11 protein-coding genes are annotated in these 14,416 nt (G+C 72.9%); 8 read left to right on the forward strand and 3 right to left on the reverse strand.

The annotated features are described in order from the left end of the window. The first annotated feature begins 214 nt into the window (after positions 1–214). The 5 genes from ISP_RS08025 (at position 215) to ISP_RS08045 (ending at position 5,961) form a co-directional block, all read left to right on the forward strand. A complete protein-coding gene (locus ISP_RS08025) occupies positions 215–1,267 on the forward strand; it encodes an IS110 family RNA-guided transposase (protein WP_013223381.1) in 1,053 nt (350 codons plus the stop codon). A 14-nt stretch (positions 1,268–1,281) separates the two neighbouring features. Beyond that, a complete protein-coding gene (locus ISP_RS08030) occupies positions 1,282–1,890 on the forward strand; it encodes a pentapeptide repeat-containing protein (RefSeq protein WP_013223382.1) in 609 nt (202 codons plus the stop codon). Positions 1,891–1,919: 29 nt separating this feature from the next. Beyond that, positions 1,920–2,519, forward strand: a complete 600-nt coding sequence (locus tag ISP_RS08035; protein ID WP_013223383.1) for a sulfite oxidase-like oxidoreductase — start codon at positions 1,920–1,922, stop codon at positions 2,517–2,519. Continuing rightward, positions 2,489–3,232 carry a ferredoxin reductase gene (locus ISP_RS08040; RefSeq protein ID WP_013223384.1) on the forward strand — a complete coding sequence of 248 codons (744 nt, stop codon included), beginning with the start codon at positions 2,489–2,491 and terminating at the stop codon, positions 3,230–3,232. Before ISP_RS08035 ends, ISP_RS08040 begins: the two co-directional genes overlap by 31 nt. Positions 3,233–3,324: 92 nt before the next feature. After that, entirely contained in the window at positions 3,325–5,961 is a 2,637-nt protein-coding gene (locus ISP_RS08045) for a right-handed parallel beta-helix repeat-containing protein (RefSeq protein ID WP_013223385.1), read from the forward strand. A 146-nt stretch (positions 5,962–6,107) separates the two neighbouring features. On the opposite strand, the gene ISP_RS08050 is transcribed toward ISP_RS08045, so the two are convergent. Together ISP_RS08050 and ISP_RS08055 are read right to left on the reverse strand one after the other, a co-directional pair. After that, positions 6,108–8,483, reverse strand: coding sequence for a helix-turn-helix transcriptional regulator (locus ISP_RS08050; protein WP_013223386.1), 2,376 nt, complete (start codon positions 8,481–8,483; stop codon positions 6,108–6,110). Next, the gene (locus ISP_RS08055) at positions 8,480–9,601 is read right to left on the reverse strand and encodes an Hsp70 family protein (protein ID WP_013223387.1); all 1,122 of its coding nucleotides are present in this window, start codon (positions 9,599–9,601) and stop codon (positions 8,480–8,482) included. Before ISP_RS08055 ends, ISP_RS08050 begins: the two co-directional genes overlap by 4 nt. Before the next feature lie 301 nt (positions 9,602–9,902). Here ISP_RS08055 and ISP_RS08060 point away from each other — a divergent pair, with 301 nt between their 5' ends. The 3 genes from ISP_RS08060 (at position 9,903) to ISP_RS08070 (ending at position 14,010) form a co-directional block, all read left to right on the forward strand. Then, the gene (locus ISP_RS08060) at positions 9,903–10,928 is read left to right on the forward strand and encodes an IniB N-terminal domain-containing protein (RefSeq protein WP_013223388.1); all 1,026 of its coding nucleotides are present in this window, start codon (positions 9,903–9,905) and stop codon (positions 10,926–10,928) included. 101 nt (positions 10,929–11,029) lie between these two features. Next, positions 11,030–12,811, forward strand: a complete 1,782-nt coding sequence (locus tag ISP_RS08065; protein ID WP_193353532.1) for a P-loop NTPase family protein — start codon at positions 11,030–11,032, stop codon at positions 12,809–12,811. Beyond that, the gene (locus ISP_RS08070) at positions 12,808–14,010 is read left to right on the forward strand and encodes a GTPase (RefSeq protein WP_013223390.1); all 1,203 of its coding nucleotides are present in this window, start codon (positions 12,808–12,810) and stop codon (positions 14,008–14,010) included. The genes ISP_RS08065 and ISP_RS08070 overlap by 4 nt, the downstream gene beginning before the upstream one ends. On the opposite strand, the gene ISP_RS08075 is transcribed toward ISP_RS08070, so the two are convergent. After that, positions 14,007–14,393, reverse strand: a complete 387-nt coding sequence (locus ISP_RS08075) for a RidA family protein (RefSeq protein ID WP_013223391.1) — start codon at positions 14,391–14,393, stop codon at positions 14,007–14,009. The genes ISP_RS08070 and ISP_RS08075 overlap by 4 nt on opposite strands. Positions 14,394–14,416: the final 23 nt, after the last annotated feature.

The raw sequence follows: 14,416 nt of genomic DNA on the forward strand, positions 1-14,416 counted from the left end.
TGCCGCTGTTGCGGTGGTTGGGATCCTGGCTGCTGGTGATCTGGCTCGTAGCCTCGCTGCCGCCTGATATGCGGGTTGGCGATCATGCGTTGTGCCGGTCGCCGGTGGTCGGGGCCGACCGGCGTGACTTGATAGGAGCGTGGCAGCGCCCCTCGCTGAGGTGTGTCCGCCGGCCGGCCCAGCCGTCCCTTCGAGCTGGAAGGAGACCATCCCCATGGTGGTGCTGGGTATCGATGTCCACAAGGGCACCCACACAGCGGTCGTGGTGGACCAGGTGGGCCGCAAGCTGGGCGAGAAGACCGTGCGAGCCACGGATGCCGGTCACCGGCAGCTGCTGCGCTGGGCGTTGCGGAACTGGCCGGATGCCGAATCGGTGTTCGCGGTGGAGGACTGCCGGCACGTGTCGAGCAGGCTGGAACGGGCGCTGCTCACCGCGGGGCAGACCGTGGTCCGGGTGCCGCCGAAGCTGATGGCTGGGGCTCGCTCGTCGGCGCGCACGCGAGGCAAGTCCGACCCGATCGACGCGCTGGCCATCGCCCGAGCCGCGCTGCGCGAACCGAACCTGCCGACCGCGACACACGACAGCGTCTCGCGGGAGATCAAGCTGCTGGTCGACCACCGCGAAGATCTGGTCAACACCCACACCCGGATGCAGAACCGGCTGCGCTGGCACCTGCACGAACTCGACCCCGAGCTCAACCCCACCGCACGGGGACTCGATCGGCTGTGCGAACTGGACCGGCTGGCCGCCTGGCTCCATCAACAGCCCACGTCCATGGTGGTGCGCATCGCCGCCGAGCTGGTCACCGACATCCGGGCCCTCACCGTCCGCGCCAACGCACTGGAGCGGGAACTCGCCCAGCGAATGACGCACGTCGCGCCCCGCCTGCTCGCCTTGCCCGGCTGTGGTGCGCTGACCGCGGCAAAAATCGCCGGCGAGACCGCCAACGTGACCCGGTTCCGCTCCGAAGCCTGCTTCGCCATGCACACAGGTGTCGCCCCCATCCCCGCCTCCTCGGGCAAGACCAACCGGCATCGGCTGGCCCGCGGCGGCAACCGGCAACTCAACGCCGCACTGCACCGCATCGCCGTCACCCAGATCCGCCTGGACGGTCCCGGCCGCAACTACACCCAGCGACGCCGAAGCACCGGAGACACCACCATGGAAGCACTCCGCGCCCTCAAACGACGCCTCGCACCCATCGTCTACAACACCCTCCAAGCCGACACGACCACCCGACCAACCCACCACCCAGCAGCGGCTTGACATAGGAGCAACGCATGTCCGAGGCCACGCAAGATCCCGTCGAGGAGCAGCGGTTCTTCCGCGACGACTGGTACGGGGAGGAGATCACCGGGCGGCACTACGTGCGGTGCGAGTTCCACGAGGCCGACCTCTCCGAGGCGGTCACGCGGAACTCGGTGTTCACCGGCTGCGTCTTCGGCAACGTGCGCTTCAACGCGTCGCGGCACACGGACTCGGCCTTCACCGGCTGCGCCTTCAAGCGGTGCAACTTCTTCGACGCCGAATTCACCGGGTGCAAGCTCGTGGGCGCCACGTTCACCGAGTGCGAGCTGCGGCCGTTGCGGGTCACCGGCGGGGACTGGTCGTTCGCCGGCCTGGCGGGCGCCGACCTGCGCGCGGTCACCTTCCAGGGCGTCCGGATGCGGGAAGCCGACCTCACCGGAGCGAACTGCGCCGGCGCGGTGTTCGCCGACGTTGACCTGTCCGGGGCGATGCTGCACGCCGTCAAGCTGCCGAAAGCCGAGCTGCGGGGCAGTGACCTCTCGGCGCTCGACCCGCTGAACGCCGAGCTGGCCGGGGCGATCGTGTCACCCGAACAGGCTGCGGTACTCGTCACGTCGCTGGGGCTGCGGGTCCGGGCGTAGGCTCGTCGCGATCGGGAAGGGAGCGCCGCATGGGTGTCGTGACACCGGGTTTCCAGGGCCGCGCGCGCAGCGGCAACCCGCGGCTGCCGCCCGGGCAGTACCTGGCCGAGGACTTCCCCGTGCTGTCGGCGGGCCCGACCCCGCGCGTGCGCACCGAAACGTGGGAATTCACCGTCACCACCGAGGCGGGGGAGAAGCACACCTGGAACTGGGCCGAGCTGATGGCGCTGCCCAGCGAGAAGCCCACGGTGGACATCCACTGCGTCACCCAGTGGTCCAAACTGGACACCCGGTGGCGCGGTGTTTCGATCGACACGCTGATCGGCGGGCTCGACACCGAAGCCGATTACGTGATGGTGCACGCCTACGGCGGGTACACCACGAACCTGCCGCTGGCCGACCTGCTCGACGGCCAGGCCTGGATCGCCTACGAGTACGGCGGCAAGCCGCTGACTCCCGAGCACGGCGGCCCGGCGCGCCTGCTCGTGCCGCACCTGTACCTCTGGAAGTCCGCCAAGTGGGTGCGCGGGCTGGAGCTGAAGACCCGGGACGAGCCGGGCTTCTGGGAGAACGCCGGCTACCACGACTACGGGGATCCATGGCGCGAACAGCGGTATCAGGGCGACTAGCCTGGCGGGTCGCCCGCCTGGCCGGCTTCCGCGACGAGACGCCGACGGCGCGCACGCTCGTCTTCGACCTGCCCGGCTGGCCGGGCCACCTGGCGGGCCAGCACGTCGACGTCCGGCTCACGGCCGCGGACGGCTATCGCGCGCAGCGCAGCTACTCCCTCGCCGCGCCGGCGGACGGCGACCGCGTGGAGCTGACGGTGCAGCGCGTCGCCGGCGGCGAGGTGTCCGAGCACCTCGCCGGCCCGTACGCGATCGGTGACCCGGTCGAGATCCGCGGCCCGATCGGCGGCTGGTTCGCCTGGCGCCCGGCGGACCCGGCCCCGGTGCTCCTGATCGCGGGCGGCTCGGGCATCGTCCCGCTGATGGCGATGGTCCGCGCCCGCCGCGCGGCGGGCGTCCGCACGCCGTTCAAGCTGATCTACTCGCTGCGCACCCCGGCCGAGCTGTACTACGCGGACGAGCTGCGCACGCCCACGGCGGGCGTGGACGTGACGTACGTGTACACCCGCGAGCTGCCCGAAGGCCGCCCCGGCATCCCCCGCCGCATCGACGTGGCGACGATCAACACGGCGGGCTGGCCGGCCGAGTTCGGCGCCTCGTGCTTCGTCTGCGGCCCGACGGGCTTCGTGGAAACGGTGGCGGACATCCTGGTCGCCCTGGGCCACGACCCGCACCGGATCCGCACGGAACGCTTCGGCCCCAGCCGCGACTGAATGCTCCACAGGCATCCGATGATTAGGTGATCCGGTGCCCCGCTGAGCGGGAAATTGTCGACATCCTGCTCGAGAGATCCTATGTTTCCTCCATGCTGACCAAGTGGGGCTCGACGCGGCGCCGCACCGTGGTGACCGTCCTCCTGAGTGCGGGCGCGCTGCTCGCCACGACCGGTCCGGCGGCCGCGGCCGGTCCCGATGCCGCCGGCCGGGACCTCTACGTCTCGCCCGGTGGGTCCGACTGGGCCTCCGGGACCGCCGGCCACCCCGTCCGGACCCTCGACCGGGCCCGCGACCTCGTGCGCCAACGCGCACCGCACCTCACCCGGGATCTCACCGTCCACCTCGCGCCCGGTGTCTTCCGGCTGGCTGCACCCCTGCAGCTCGACGCGCGAGACTCCGGCGGCAACGGTCACCGCGTCATCTGGCAGGGCAGCGGCGACACCGAGCTGAACGGCGGCGTGCAGGTCACCGGCTGGCGGCCGGTACCGGGGCGTCCGGGCCTGTTCGCCGCGCCCGCGCCCGCTGGGCTGGACAACACCCGCCAGCTCTACGTCGACGGCGTCCGCGAGCAACGCGCCCGCGGGCCCCTGCCGGTGACCGTCACGGCGACCGCCACCGGCTACACCGCCAGTGCCGACACGCTCGCCCGCTGGCGCAACCCGAAGGACATCGAGTTCGTGTACACCTCGGGCGAGGCGCTCTGGAACGTCCAGCGCGACGGTCTCGGCCAGTGGACCGAACCGCGCTGCCCCCTCGCCGCCGCCGAGGGCACGACGATCACCATGGCCAACCCGTGCTGGGACAACTCGACGAAGCGCGTGCTGTTCCCGGACATCCCCGGCCGCAGCGTCAACATGGTCGGCCCGGCCGACCTCACCAACGGGCGGCACCCCAGCTACGCCGAAAACGCCTTCGAACTGCTCGACACCCCGGGCGAGTGGTACCTCGACCGGTCCGCCCGCGTCGTCTACTACCTGCCGAAGCCCGGCCAGGACCTGCGGCGCGCGGACGTCGAAATGCCGGTGCTGGAGAAGCTCCTCGACGCCAAAGGCACCGCCGCCGCGCCGATCCACGACATCGCCTTCCGCGGCTTGCGCTACTCCTACGCCACCTGGCTGACGCCTTCGTCATCTGAAGGATTCTCGGAAATCCAGGCGGGATACACGATCACGGGTGCCAACGGCTGGGCCGTCCAGGGCCTCTGCCAGTTCGTGGCCGGCGGCACCTGCCCGTACGCCTCGTGGACGCGGGAACCCGCCAACGTCTCCGTCTCGCACGGCCGGCGCGTCGAATTCGCCGACAGCGTGTTCGCCCACCTCGGCGGGGCCGGGCTCGATCTCATCGAGGGCACCAAGGAATCCCAGGTGCGCGGCGACGTCTTCACCGACATCTCCGGCAACGGCGTGCAGGTCGGCGGCGTCGACAAACCCGTCACGGACACCGACGCGGACGTCGTGCGGGACGTCCAGGTCACCGACAACCACCTCTACGGCCTGCCGCGCGAATTCCACGGCGGTGTGCCGATCGTCAACGGCTACACCGTGCAGAACACCATCTCGCACAACCAGATCGACCACGTCGGCTACTCGGCGATCTCGGTGGGCTGGGGCGGCTGGCCGGACAAGATCAAGCGGCCCGCGACGCCGAACCTGTCGCACGACAACACCGTCTCGGACAACCTGATCTTCGACTACATGCAGATGCTCGACGACGGCGGCGGCGTCTACACCCAGGGCATCACCGGCACCTCCCTGGACGACGGCGAGAAGGTCACCGGCAACGTCATCCACGGCCAGTGGGGGCTCGGCAAGAGCGTCTACACCGACAACGGCAACACCTACGAGACGATCCGCGGCAACGTCCTGTACGGCGCGGCGTACTTCAACGTCGGCACGGTGCACGTCGACTACCGCGACGACCTCGGCAACAACGACCCGACGCTGATCGAGGGCAACTACTGGGAGCAGGGCGACCGCGACAAGGTCGACAAGGGCGCGATCACCCGCGGCAACCAGATCCTCGCCCGCCCGGCGGACGCACCGCCCGCGATCGTCGCGAACGCGGGCCTGGAACCGGCCTACCGCAAGCTGCTCACCCGACCGGTCGGCGGGTGCGGGCCGGCCGAAGCGCCGTCACGGGTCGGCACGTTCGCCGTCGCGGGGAAGCTGTACGCGACTTGGAACCCGACGTTCGCCTTCAACAACGCACCGGTCACGGCCTACGTGGTGACCGCATCGGGCGGCGGGCGCACGCAGTCGGCCACGATCACCGCGGCCGACTTCGCGAAGCGCGCGTACGCCGAAGTACCGGGGTTGACGGACGGGACGCCGTACACGGTGACAGTCGCGGCGCGCAACGCGTTCGGCACGAGCGAGCCGTCGCTGCCGTCGGCTCCGGTCACCCCCGGCCTGAAACCCGTTGCGCTGCCAGGAGTCCCGACGAGCGCACGGGCATTGCCGAGCGCAACGGCGGCTTCGATCCGCTGGAACCCCCCGGCCGCGGCGGGCGACACCCCGGTCCTGGGGTACGTGATCACGGTGTCCGACGGCCGCACGATCCCGGTACAGGGCCGCGACGCCCTGGTCACCCAGCCGACGGTCAAGGGCATGACCAGGGTGATCGACGGCCTCGGCCCGGCAACGGCCTACACGTTCACGGTCGCGGCGGTCTCGGCAACGGGAACCGGCCCGGCGGCGACATTCACCACCACAACGGCGGCTGCCTGAGCTGGCCGGGCCTCGTTGTCCACAAGCCGGCCGCACTGTGGACAACGAGGCCCGGCCACCGTCTTTCCCGGCTTTTCGTCGTACCCCACCGATGGACTGGACCTGGGACGGCCCCTCGGAGAGGGTGGGGGCTGCGCTGAGGCCGGCTAACTCGCGTCCGGGCGGGAAAGCAGCTCTCGCAGCGTCGCCAGCAGCTCCCGCCGGTCCGCCGCCCCGAGCTTCCCGCGGATGCGGGCCATGTGGTGCTCCACCGTCTTGCCCGAAATGAACAGCTTGCTGCCCGCCTGCTTGTACGTCAGCCCCTCCACGACCAGGCGGGCCACCTCCAGCTCGCGCTCGCTCAGCGCCGCCAGGCCCGTTCCCGCCGCCGGTTCCGAGGGAGCCCCCGGGTCGCGGCGGGCCGCCGTGCCCTGGAACTGGCGGGCCGCCTCCAGGAGCTGGACCATCGCCTTGCGGTCCGATGTCCTGATCGCCGCCTGGCCCGCGAGCCTTGCCGCGTCCCAGCGCAGGCCCAGGTCGTGCAGCTCGGCCGCCGCCGCGGTGATCGTTTGCGGGTCGAATGTTCCGCCCAGGACCGCCAGCCAGCCCTGGGCTGCCGTGGCCAGGGCGCGGGGGTGGCGGCCGCAGTGGGCGTGCGTGGTCAACGTCGCCAAGTGGGCCTTGACCGCGTCCGCGTCCTCCAGCGTGATCGCCGCGTGCAGCTCGTGCCAGACCAGCGATACTGTCCACAGTGGAGGTTCGCCGAGGCGGGCCAGCAGGCCGTGGGCGCGTTCGAACTGGCCGGAAAGCTTGGCGAACGCGCCGGTGCGGGCCGCGGCGATCGCCAGCTCGCCCAGCGGCAGCAACGTGAACAGGTCCGTCTGCTGCCGCATCGACGCCTGGTACGCCCGGTTCCACGACCGCTGCAGCCCGACGAGGTCGCTGGCCCGCCGGGCCAGGCCGAGCTCCAGCGTCGCGAAGAACAGCTCGTCGCGCGCCTCCAAGGAAAGGCCCGCGACGGCGTCACGGTGTTCCGCGGCCGTCGCCAGGTCGCCCGCCGTCATCGCGACCCAGCCCAGCAGCAACCGGTGCCGCACGGCCAGGAGGTCGCCGCCGGCTCCGCCGTCCAGCGCCCGGGTCAGCACCGACTCGGCCAGCGCCAGTTCGCCGGTGTGCAAGGCGACGAGCGCGGCCAGCGCGGCGGGGCTGTCCGGCAGCAGCATGCCGCCCAGGGCCGGCTCCAGCATCGTGGCCGCGCCGAGCAGGGTCGACAACGTCTCCGTCGCGCAGCCGGACACCGAATCCACGATGCCGCGAGCCATCCGGGTGGCCGCGCCGGCGAACAGCGTCGGCGCGACGCCCGGGGCGGGGGAGTCGAGCAGGCGCCGGGCCCCTTCGATGTCACCGGTCCCCACCAGGGCCGTCGCCGAGAACGCGTCGGCGCGGCCCGCCCAGTGGTACAGCTCGGCGCTGCGGGCCAGCTCGCCGCGGTGGGCCAGCACGGTGGCCGCGATCTCCGCGCCCACCGCGCGGGTTTCCGCGTCGGCGGCGCCGAGCATCCCGTCGCCGAGCCGCAGCGCGGTGTCGAGGTCGCCGGACAACGCGGCCGCGCGCGCCCAGCCCGCCGTGACGGCGGCAGAGCGGTCGCCCGCTTCGGCGGCGGCTTCGAACAGCCGCGTCGCCAGCCGCGCGTCGGACGGCAGCGCTTCGGCCGCCGCCGCGGCGAACGCGGCCGCCGCGGACGCGCCGGAACTGCCCGTGCCGAGCAGGGACCGGGCCAGGTCGAGCACCGGGAGGCCGTTCGCCAGCTGCAGTTCGACCAGCCGCTGCACCGTCGTCAGCCGGCGCGCGGGCGGCCCGAAGTCGCGGACGGCGGCCGCGGCCAGCGGGAGCAGCGTGTCGTCGGGGGCGAGCAGGCCGGTCGCGCGGGCGCCCTCGACGATGGCGGGCAGCTGATCTGGGCTGCGGTCGAGCAGGGCGCACAGCAGGTCGAGGTTGCGTCCGGCGCCGGCTTCGGCCGCGATCAGGTAGCGGAGCACGTCGTCGTCGAGCTCGTCGAGCTCGGGCCGGAACTCCTCCAGCCGCCCGAGCAGCGCGCGCTCGGCCAGCCGCGGCACCCCGCCGCTGCGGGCGTGCAGCTCGGCCGCGGCCGCCGGGTCGGCGGGCGAACCGGTCACCGCGGACATCAGCCGCGCCACGTCTTCGACGCCGAGCGGGCCGAGCTGCAGCAGCGTCCAGCCGGACGCCACCGCGGCCGGCCGGTGCGCGACGACGATCGGGCCGTCCGCGCCGGCGAGCAGGTCCTCGAGCTGGTCGGGGCCGAGCCGGTCGGCGTCGTCGACCAGCACGGCGTCGACGCCGGCCGCCCGGTACCGGCGGTCGAGCGCGGCGAGCAGCACGCTCTTGCCGTAGCCGCCGGGGGCGACGACGGCGAGCCGCAGCGGCGCGTCCGGCTCGGCGGTGACGCGGTCGAGCAGTTGCCGCGCCGCCGGGTGCACGGGAACCGTGTGCGGCGGGGGGACCTGCGTGAGCAGTGTGTTCAACAGTGACCTTCACCGGAGGGAGCGCAATGGGTGGGGACGGGGGTACCGGCGGCGGGGCCGGCGGTGGCTTCGCGGGCGGTGACGGTGATCACGACGGCCGAAACGGCCGCGGCGAGCACCAGGACCGCGGCGGCGAGGGGACGCCGGCGGCGGAACAGGTTCATCGGGCCGGTGCGCTCGGGCAGTTCGAACGGCGTGATCTCGACCGGCGGCCGGGGCGGCCGCTCGCCGAGCTCACCGAGCGTGTCCACCTTGGGGAGCAAAGTGGTTTCGACGGCGGGAGGTTCCTGCGGGGTCCCCCGGTGGTCGGCGCGCAGGGCCGCGAGGGCCGCCGCGCCGAGCGCGGTGGTCGCCGGCGGAACCGGTCCCGCGAACACCGGGCACGGCGGCCGGGCCGGCAGCGCGTGCGGCGGGACGTCACCGCAGAACACCACGCCGGCGAGACCCTTCGGGGACGTCGAGGCCGCTCCGGCGAGCGCGAACAGCGTGCTCAGCGCGGCCGCCGGGGCCACGCCTTCCGCGCCATGGCCGAGCTGCCAGCCGCTCGCGCCGCTCGCCGTCGCCAGCGTCACGTTCACGCCGTCGGTGCCGTATTCGCACACCCCGGCCACCTGGGCGCCGGGGCCGGGCACGGGCAGGTGCGCGCCGAGCGCCGCGATCGAGCCGGGGACCAGCGTCACCGCGGTGAACCCGGCGTCGGCCAGCGCCCGGCGCAGCACGTCACGGCGGTAGCCGCCCCAGTCGCCGGGGTGGGTCAGCACCAGGTGCTGCGGGGGGCCGCCGAACAGGTTCGCGGCGTGCTCGGCGATCCCTTCGACGAGCACGGTGGTGAGCGTCTCGGGCGGGAACGGCTCCCCTTCGACGAGCATCGGCACGTCGTCGCCGATCCGCCGGTGGAAGCCGGTGAGCAGCCGGGACGGGACCTGGGCACCCGCCTGCGCGGCGGCGTCGCCGGTGAGCAGGTACCCCTCGTCGTCGAGGAACAGCGCGGACGCCGCGGCGGGGGAGCGTTCGCCCAGCCAGAGGGGTTCGGGTTCGCCCCAGCCGGGGCCTTGCCGGCGACAGGTAGCGGCGTGGGTCCGGCCTTGGGCCACATCGATCCCGAGGACGTACGGCAACGGCGCTTCACTCCTCACGTCGTGGGTCCGATCGGGGGCGGCGAATCCCCCTAGGGCTTGGGGCATCCTCACCCAAACGGGTTAGTCGGGCAAGGGTCTGGAGGGATTTAACCCAACTGAGCGCGTCTCCAATGAGCCCCTAACTCCCTAACGATGACATATCGATCCCCTATCGGCTGACCGGACTGCGACTCGGAGTAATCCCCGATGTGCGCTGGGGGACGGTCTCCCTACCTTGATGTCGGAGCACCGGTCCCTGCGGCCCGTGCCGTCCCCCGAACCACCGGATCTGGAGAAACCCATGGACTCCGTGCAGACCCTGCACGACTTCGCCCTGAACCTGCTCAACGACCCGACCGCGCTGGCGGCCTTCGGGACGGACCCGCAGGGCGTCCTCGCCGCCGCCGGTCTCGGCGACGTGAGCGCCGCCGACGTGCACGAGGTCATCCCGCTGGTGCTCGACTACGTGCCGGTCGACAGCCTCCCGGCCGTGGGCGGCCTCCCCGTCGTCGGCGACCTGTCGCCGGTCGGCACCGACGCCCCGGGCGTCCAGGGCGCGATCGACCAGCTCACCGCCCTCACCGCGGGCCTCGGCCTGCCGGCCACCTCGGGCCTGCCGGGCGTCGGCGACCTGGGCGTCGGCGAGCTCCCGGTCGTGGGCGAGCTGCCCGCCGTCGGCAGCCTCGGCTCGCTGCCGGGCGTGAACGACGTCACCAACGCCGCCAACGTGACCGCGCTGGCCGGCAACGCCACCGGCGCCATCCTCGGTGGCGACCTGGCCCACGGCCTGGACTCGCAGGCGCTGGCCAACCTGACCGCGGCCCCGGCGTACCTGACCGAGCCGGAGTCGGGCGTGACCGGCAACGTGGCCTACGCCGCGGCGGCGGGCGTCGGCGAGGTCCAGCAGGTCCTCGCCACCTCCAACGCGGAGATCCACGAGGTCAACGGCCACGTCGGCGACCTGGCCGGCACCGTCGGCGACGTGACCGGCAGCCTCGGCGCCGGCCACGCGGTGAGCGGCCTGACCAGCCACATCGGCGACTTCTCCGGCATCCTCAAGGGTGCGGGCGACGTCGACGTCAAGCACGTCACCGCCGATGTCACCGGCGCCGTCCACGGCCTCGGTGACGTCACCAGCACCGTGACCTCGGCCACCGGCATCAACGTCGACCACAACGCGGTCGGCCACGTCGGCGACCTCGCCTCGGGCAACGGCACGGCCGTCCACGACGTGGTGTCCGACGTCGCCGACGTCAGCCACAACGCCCTGGGCAACCTGCACCTCGGCGACATCGCCTCCGGCAACGACATCCACCTCGGGCACTGATCCCCGAACCGGTCACCGGTGCCCGTCCCGCGGTCTGGGTGCAGCCGCGGGACGGGCACCCGGTGTGCGTACGGGGAGTGAACCGGGGACACTCGACCATCGTGACCGCACCGGCTTGGCTCGAAGTGCTCAACGAGACGCTGGACGCGTGCCGCACGCACGGCCGCGCCGATCTCGCCGAGCGCCTGCGCAGACGCCGGGACGCCCCCACCGGGCAGATCCGGCTCGGCGTGCTCGGCTTTCCCAAACAGGGCAAGGGTTACCTGCTCAACGCCGTGCTGAACGCGCCGGTGTGCGCGGTCGGTGACGCCGCGACCCCCGCCGTCCCCACGGAAATCGCCTACGCACCCGAACCCGCCGCGACCCTGGTCGGCCGGTCCCGCGAACGGATCCCCGTCGCGGTCGAACGGCTCACCGGCGAGCTCGGCGCCCGGCCCGCCGGCACGCTCAGCCGCGTCGAGGTCGGCGTGCCACGCGAACTCCTCTCGGCCGGCCTCGTCCTGGTCGACACCCCGCCGGTCGGTGACCCGCGGTCACCGCGCACGGCCGCGGCGCTCGACTTGCTCGCCGAAGCCGACGCGGTGATCCTCGTCTCCGATGCGACCGCCCCGCTCAGTGCGGCGGAACTCGCGCTTGCCCGGCACGTGCGCACCTGGTGCCCGCACGTCGTGCTGGCGCTCACGAAGATCGACGCCTGCCCCGGCTGGCGGGCGGTCGCCGAACGCGACCGCGCCATGCTCGGCGAGGCCGGGGTCGACGCGCCCGTCCTGCCCGTTTCGGCCGTCGTGCGCCAAGCCGCCGCGAAGGCCGGCGACGCGGAACTCAATGCCCGCTCGGGTTTCCCCGAGCTGCTGGGCTGGATCGCCGAGCAGGCCGCGCGGCCGCCCGAGCAGTCCCGCGCGCTGCTCGCCGCCGTCGGCGTGCGCGCCGCCGCCGCCGAACTGGTGGAATCCCTGCGCGACCGCGTCGACGCGGTCGCGCAGGACGCCGGGCTCGGCCAGGCCGCGCTGCTGCAGCGGGCCCAGCGCCGCGCCGACGACCTGCGCCGGCAGAACACCCGGTGGCAGAACCTGCTCTCCGACGAGATCACCGACCTGCTCTCCGACGCCGAGTACGACCTGCGCGAGCGGACCCGCAAGATCGTCAACACCATCGACCGGACCTTCGACGAAGGCGACCCGGCGAAGGTGTGGGACGAATTCGCGCCCTGGCTGGACAACGCGCTGGCCGAAGCCGTCGACGTCAACTACACGTGGCTGGCCGACCGGGCGGAGTGGATCGCCCAGGCGGTCGCGGCGTGCTTCGGCGCCCAGTACGACCGCGCGCTGCCGGACCTGCGGCTCGACGGCTCCGGTCTGGAGTACCTCGACGACGTCGGGCGGCCGAAGATCGAGAAGTTCAAGATCGGCCAGCAGGCCTTCACCGGGCTGCGCGGGTCGTACGGCGGCGTGCTGATGTTCGGCCTGGTCACCAGCCTCGCCGGGCTGCCGCTGATCAACCCGATCTCGATCGGGGCCGGCGCGGCCTTCGCCGCCAAGACGATCAAGGACGAAGGCGGGATGCGGCTGCAGCGGCGGCAAGCCGTGGCCAAGCAGGCGGCGCAGCGGCACGTCGACGACGTCTTCCTGCGCTTCAGCAAGGAATGCCGCGACGCCATCCGCGTCGTCCAGCGGCGGCTGCGCGACCACTTCACCGGGCTGGCCGAAGAACTCGCCGACGAGCTGACGCACGAGCGGGAGACGATCCTGGCCGGCACCGCCGAGCGGGAGCGGCGGACCGGGCACATCCGCCGGGAAATCGACCGGCTCGCGGCGCTGCACCAGCGCGCCGGCGAACTCGGCACGATCGCCGGACGGCAGCAGCGGCGGGAGCTTTCGGCGTGACCCAGGACGTCCGCGACCTGCTGCACGCCGCGGCCGGGCTCTACCGGGACGACCCGCGGGCTTCGGCGCTGCTGCACGACTGCCTCAACCGCCTGGAGCAGCCGCTGCGCGTCGCGTTCACCGGGGCGCCTTCGTCGGGGAAGACGACGCTCGCCGCCGCGCTGGGCGAATATCCGACGCGCGCGCTGCGCGACCTCGTGCTGCTCGACGACCCCGGCCCGGCCGACGACGTCCCGGACGCGACGGTCCGGCTGGTCCGCCACCTCGAGCCGGACGAGCTCGCGGCGGCCCACCCGCCGGCCGGCTCGGCGTTCGCGCGGCAGAGCGCGGTGAACTCGGTGCTGGTGCTCTCGCGCGCCGACGAGGTCGGCGCCGGCCGGATCGACGCGCTGCTCACCGCGAAGCAGCTGGCGCGCCGCGCGTGGCGGGAAGACCCGCTGTGCACGGGTTTCCTGGGCGTGATCGCCGTCGCCGGGCAGCTCGCCTACGGCGGCCGGTCGTTGCGCGACGACGAGTTCGACCTCCTGGCGGCGTTCGCCGCGGTGCCGCGCGAGGAGCTGGAACGGCATGTCCTGTCGGTGGATTCGTTCACCGATCCGGCGTTCCCGGGCCCGATCCCGGTCGAGACGCGGCGGTCCCTGGTGGTGCGGTTCGGGATGTTCGGCGTCCGGCTGGCGCTCACGCTGATCCGCACCGGCTGCGACGACCGCGTCAAGCTCTCGGCGGAACTGGTGCGCCGCAGTGGGTTGGGCGAACTGCGGGACACGCTGGCCGGGTGTTTCGTGGCGCGGGCCGAGGCACTGCGGGCGCGGACGGCGATCATCCGGCTGGAGGCCCTGCTGGCGGCGCACCCCCGTCCGGGCGGGGACCGCCTGGTGTCCCGCGTGGAGCGATTCGCGGCGGCGGCCCACGACTTCCGCGAGCTGCGCCTGATCGCCGACATCCGCGGCGGCCGGACGGCGCTGTCCGGCGAACCCGCGGAGGAGGCCGTCCGGTTGCTGGGCGCCCAGGGTACGACCCCCGCGGACCGCCTCGCACTGGAGCCGGACGCCGATCCGGACGAGATCTACGACGCCGGGCTGGACGCGTTGCGGCGCTGGCGGCACGAGGCCGAACGCCCGGACCGCCCGCACGCGGAACGCGCGGCGGCGCACGTGGTGGTGCGGTCGACTGAAGGGCTGCTTTCGCTGTTCGCCTAGAGGACGGCGGTCACCTCGACCTCGACCAGGTGCTCCGGGACGTCCAGCGCCGCGACGCCGATGAGCGTGGCGGGCGGCTTCGCCGTGGTCCCGATCTTGGCGCTCCCGCGGGCGATGCCGTCGAGCAGGGCGGGCATCTTGTCCGGTGTCCAGTCGACGGCGTAGACGGTCAGCTTCGCCACGTCGTCGAACGTTCCGCCGGCCGCGGCCAGTGCGGCGGCGACGTTGACGTAGGCCTGCTCGACCTGGGCGGCGAGGTCGCGTTCGGTCTCCCAGGCGACCTGCCCGGCGACGAAGACGAGCTTCGTCCCCTCGGCGACGGCGACCTGGTGGTAGACGTCGATCTCGGGCAGTTCCGGCGGGTTCACCATGGTGACGGTCATCTTTTCCTCCGTGCTCTCTTGTG

This window comes from Amycolatopsis mediterranei (assembly GCF_026017845.1).
Lineage (GTDB): Bacteria > Actinomycetota > Actinomycetes > Mycobacteriales > Pseudonocardiaceae > Amycolatopsis > Amycolatopsis mediterranei.

What these genes read in the sequence shown, in the direction of transcription:
- ISP_RS08025 (WP_013223381.1), top strand. Translation starts at nt 215, where the DNA reads ATGGTGGTGCTGGGTATCGATGTCCACAAGGGCACCCACACAGCGGTC.
- ISP_RS08030 (WP_013223382.1), top strand. Translation starts at nt 1,282, where the DNA reads ATGTCCGAGGCCACGCAAGATCCCGTCGAGGAGCAGCGGTTCTTCCGC.
- ISP_RS08035 (WP_013223383.1), top strand. Translation starts at nt 1,920, where the DNA reads ATGGGTGTCGTGACACCGGGTTTCCAGGGCCGCGCGCGCAGCGGCAAC.
- ISP_RS08040 (WP_013223384.1), top strand. Translation starts at nt 2,489, where the DNA reads ATGGCGCGAACAGCGGTATCAGGGCGACTAGCCTGGCGGGTCGCCCGC.
- ISP_RS08045 (WP_013223385.1), top strand. Translation starts at nt 3,325, where the DNA reads ATGCTGACCAAGTGGGGCTCGACGCGGCGCCGCACCGTGGTGACCGTC.
- ISP_RS08060 (WP_013223388.1), top strand. Translation starts at nt 9,903, where the DNA reads ATGGACTCCGTGCAGACCCTGCACGACTTCGCCCTGAACCTGCTCAAC.
- ISP_RS08075 (WP_013223391.1), bottom strand. Translation starts at nt 14,393, where the DNA reads ATGACCGTCACCATGGTGAACCCGCCGGAACTGCCCGAGATCGACGTC.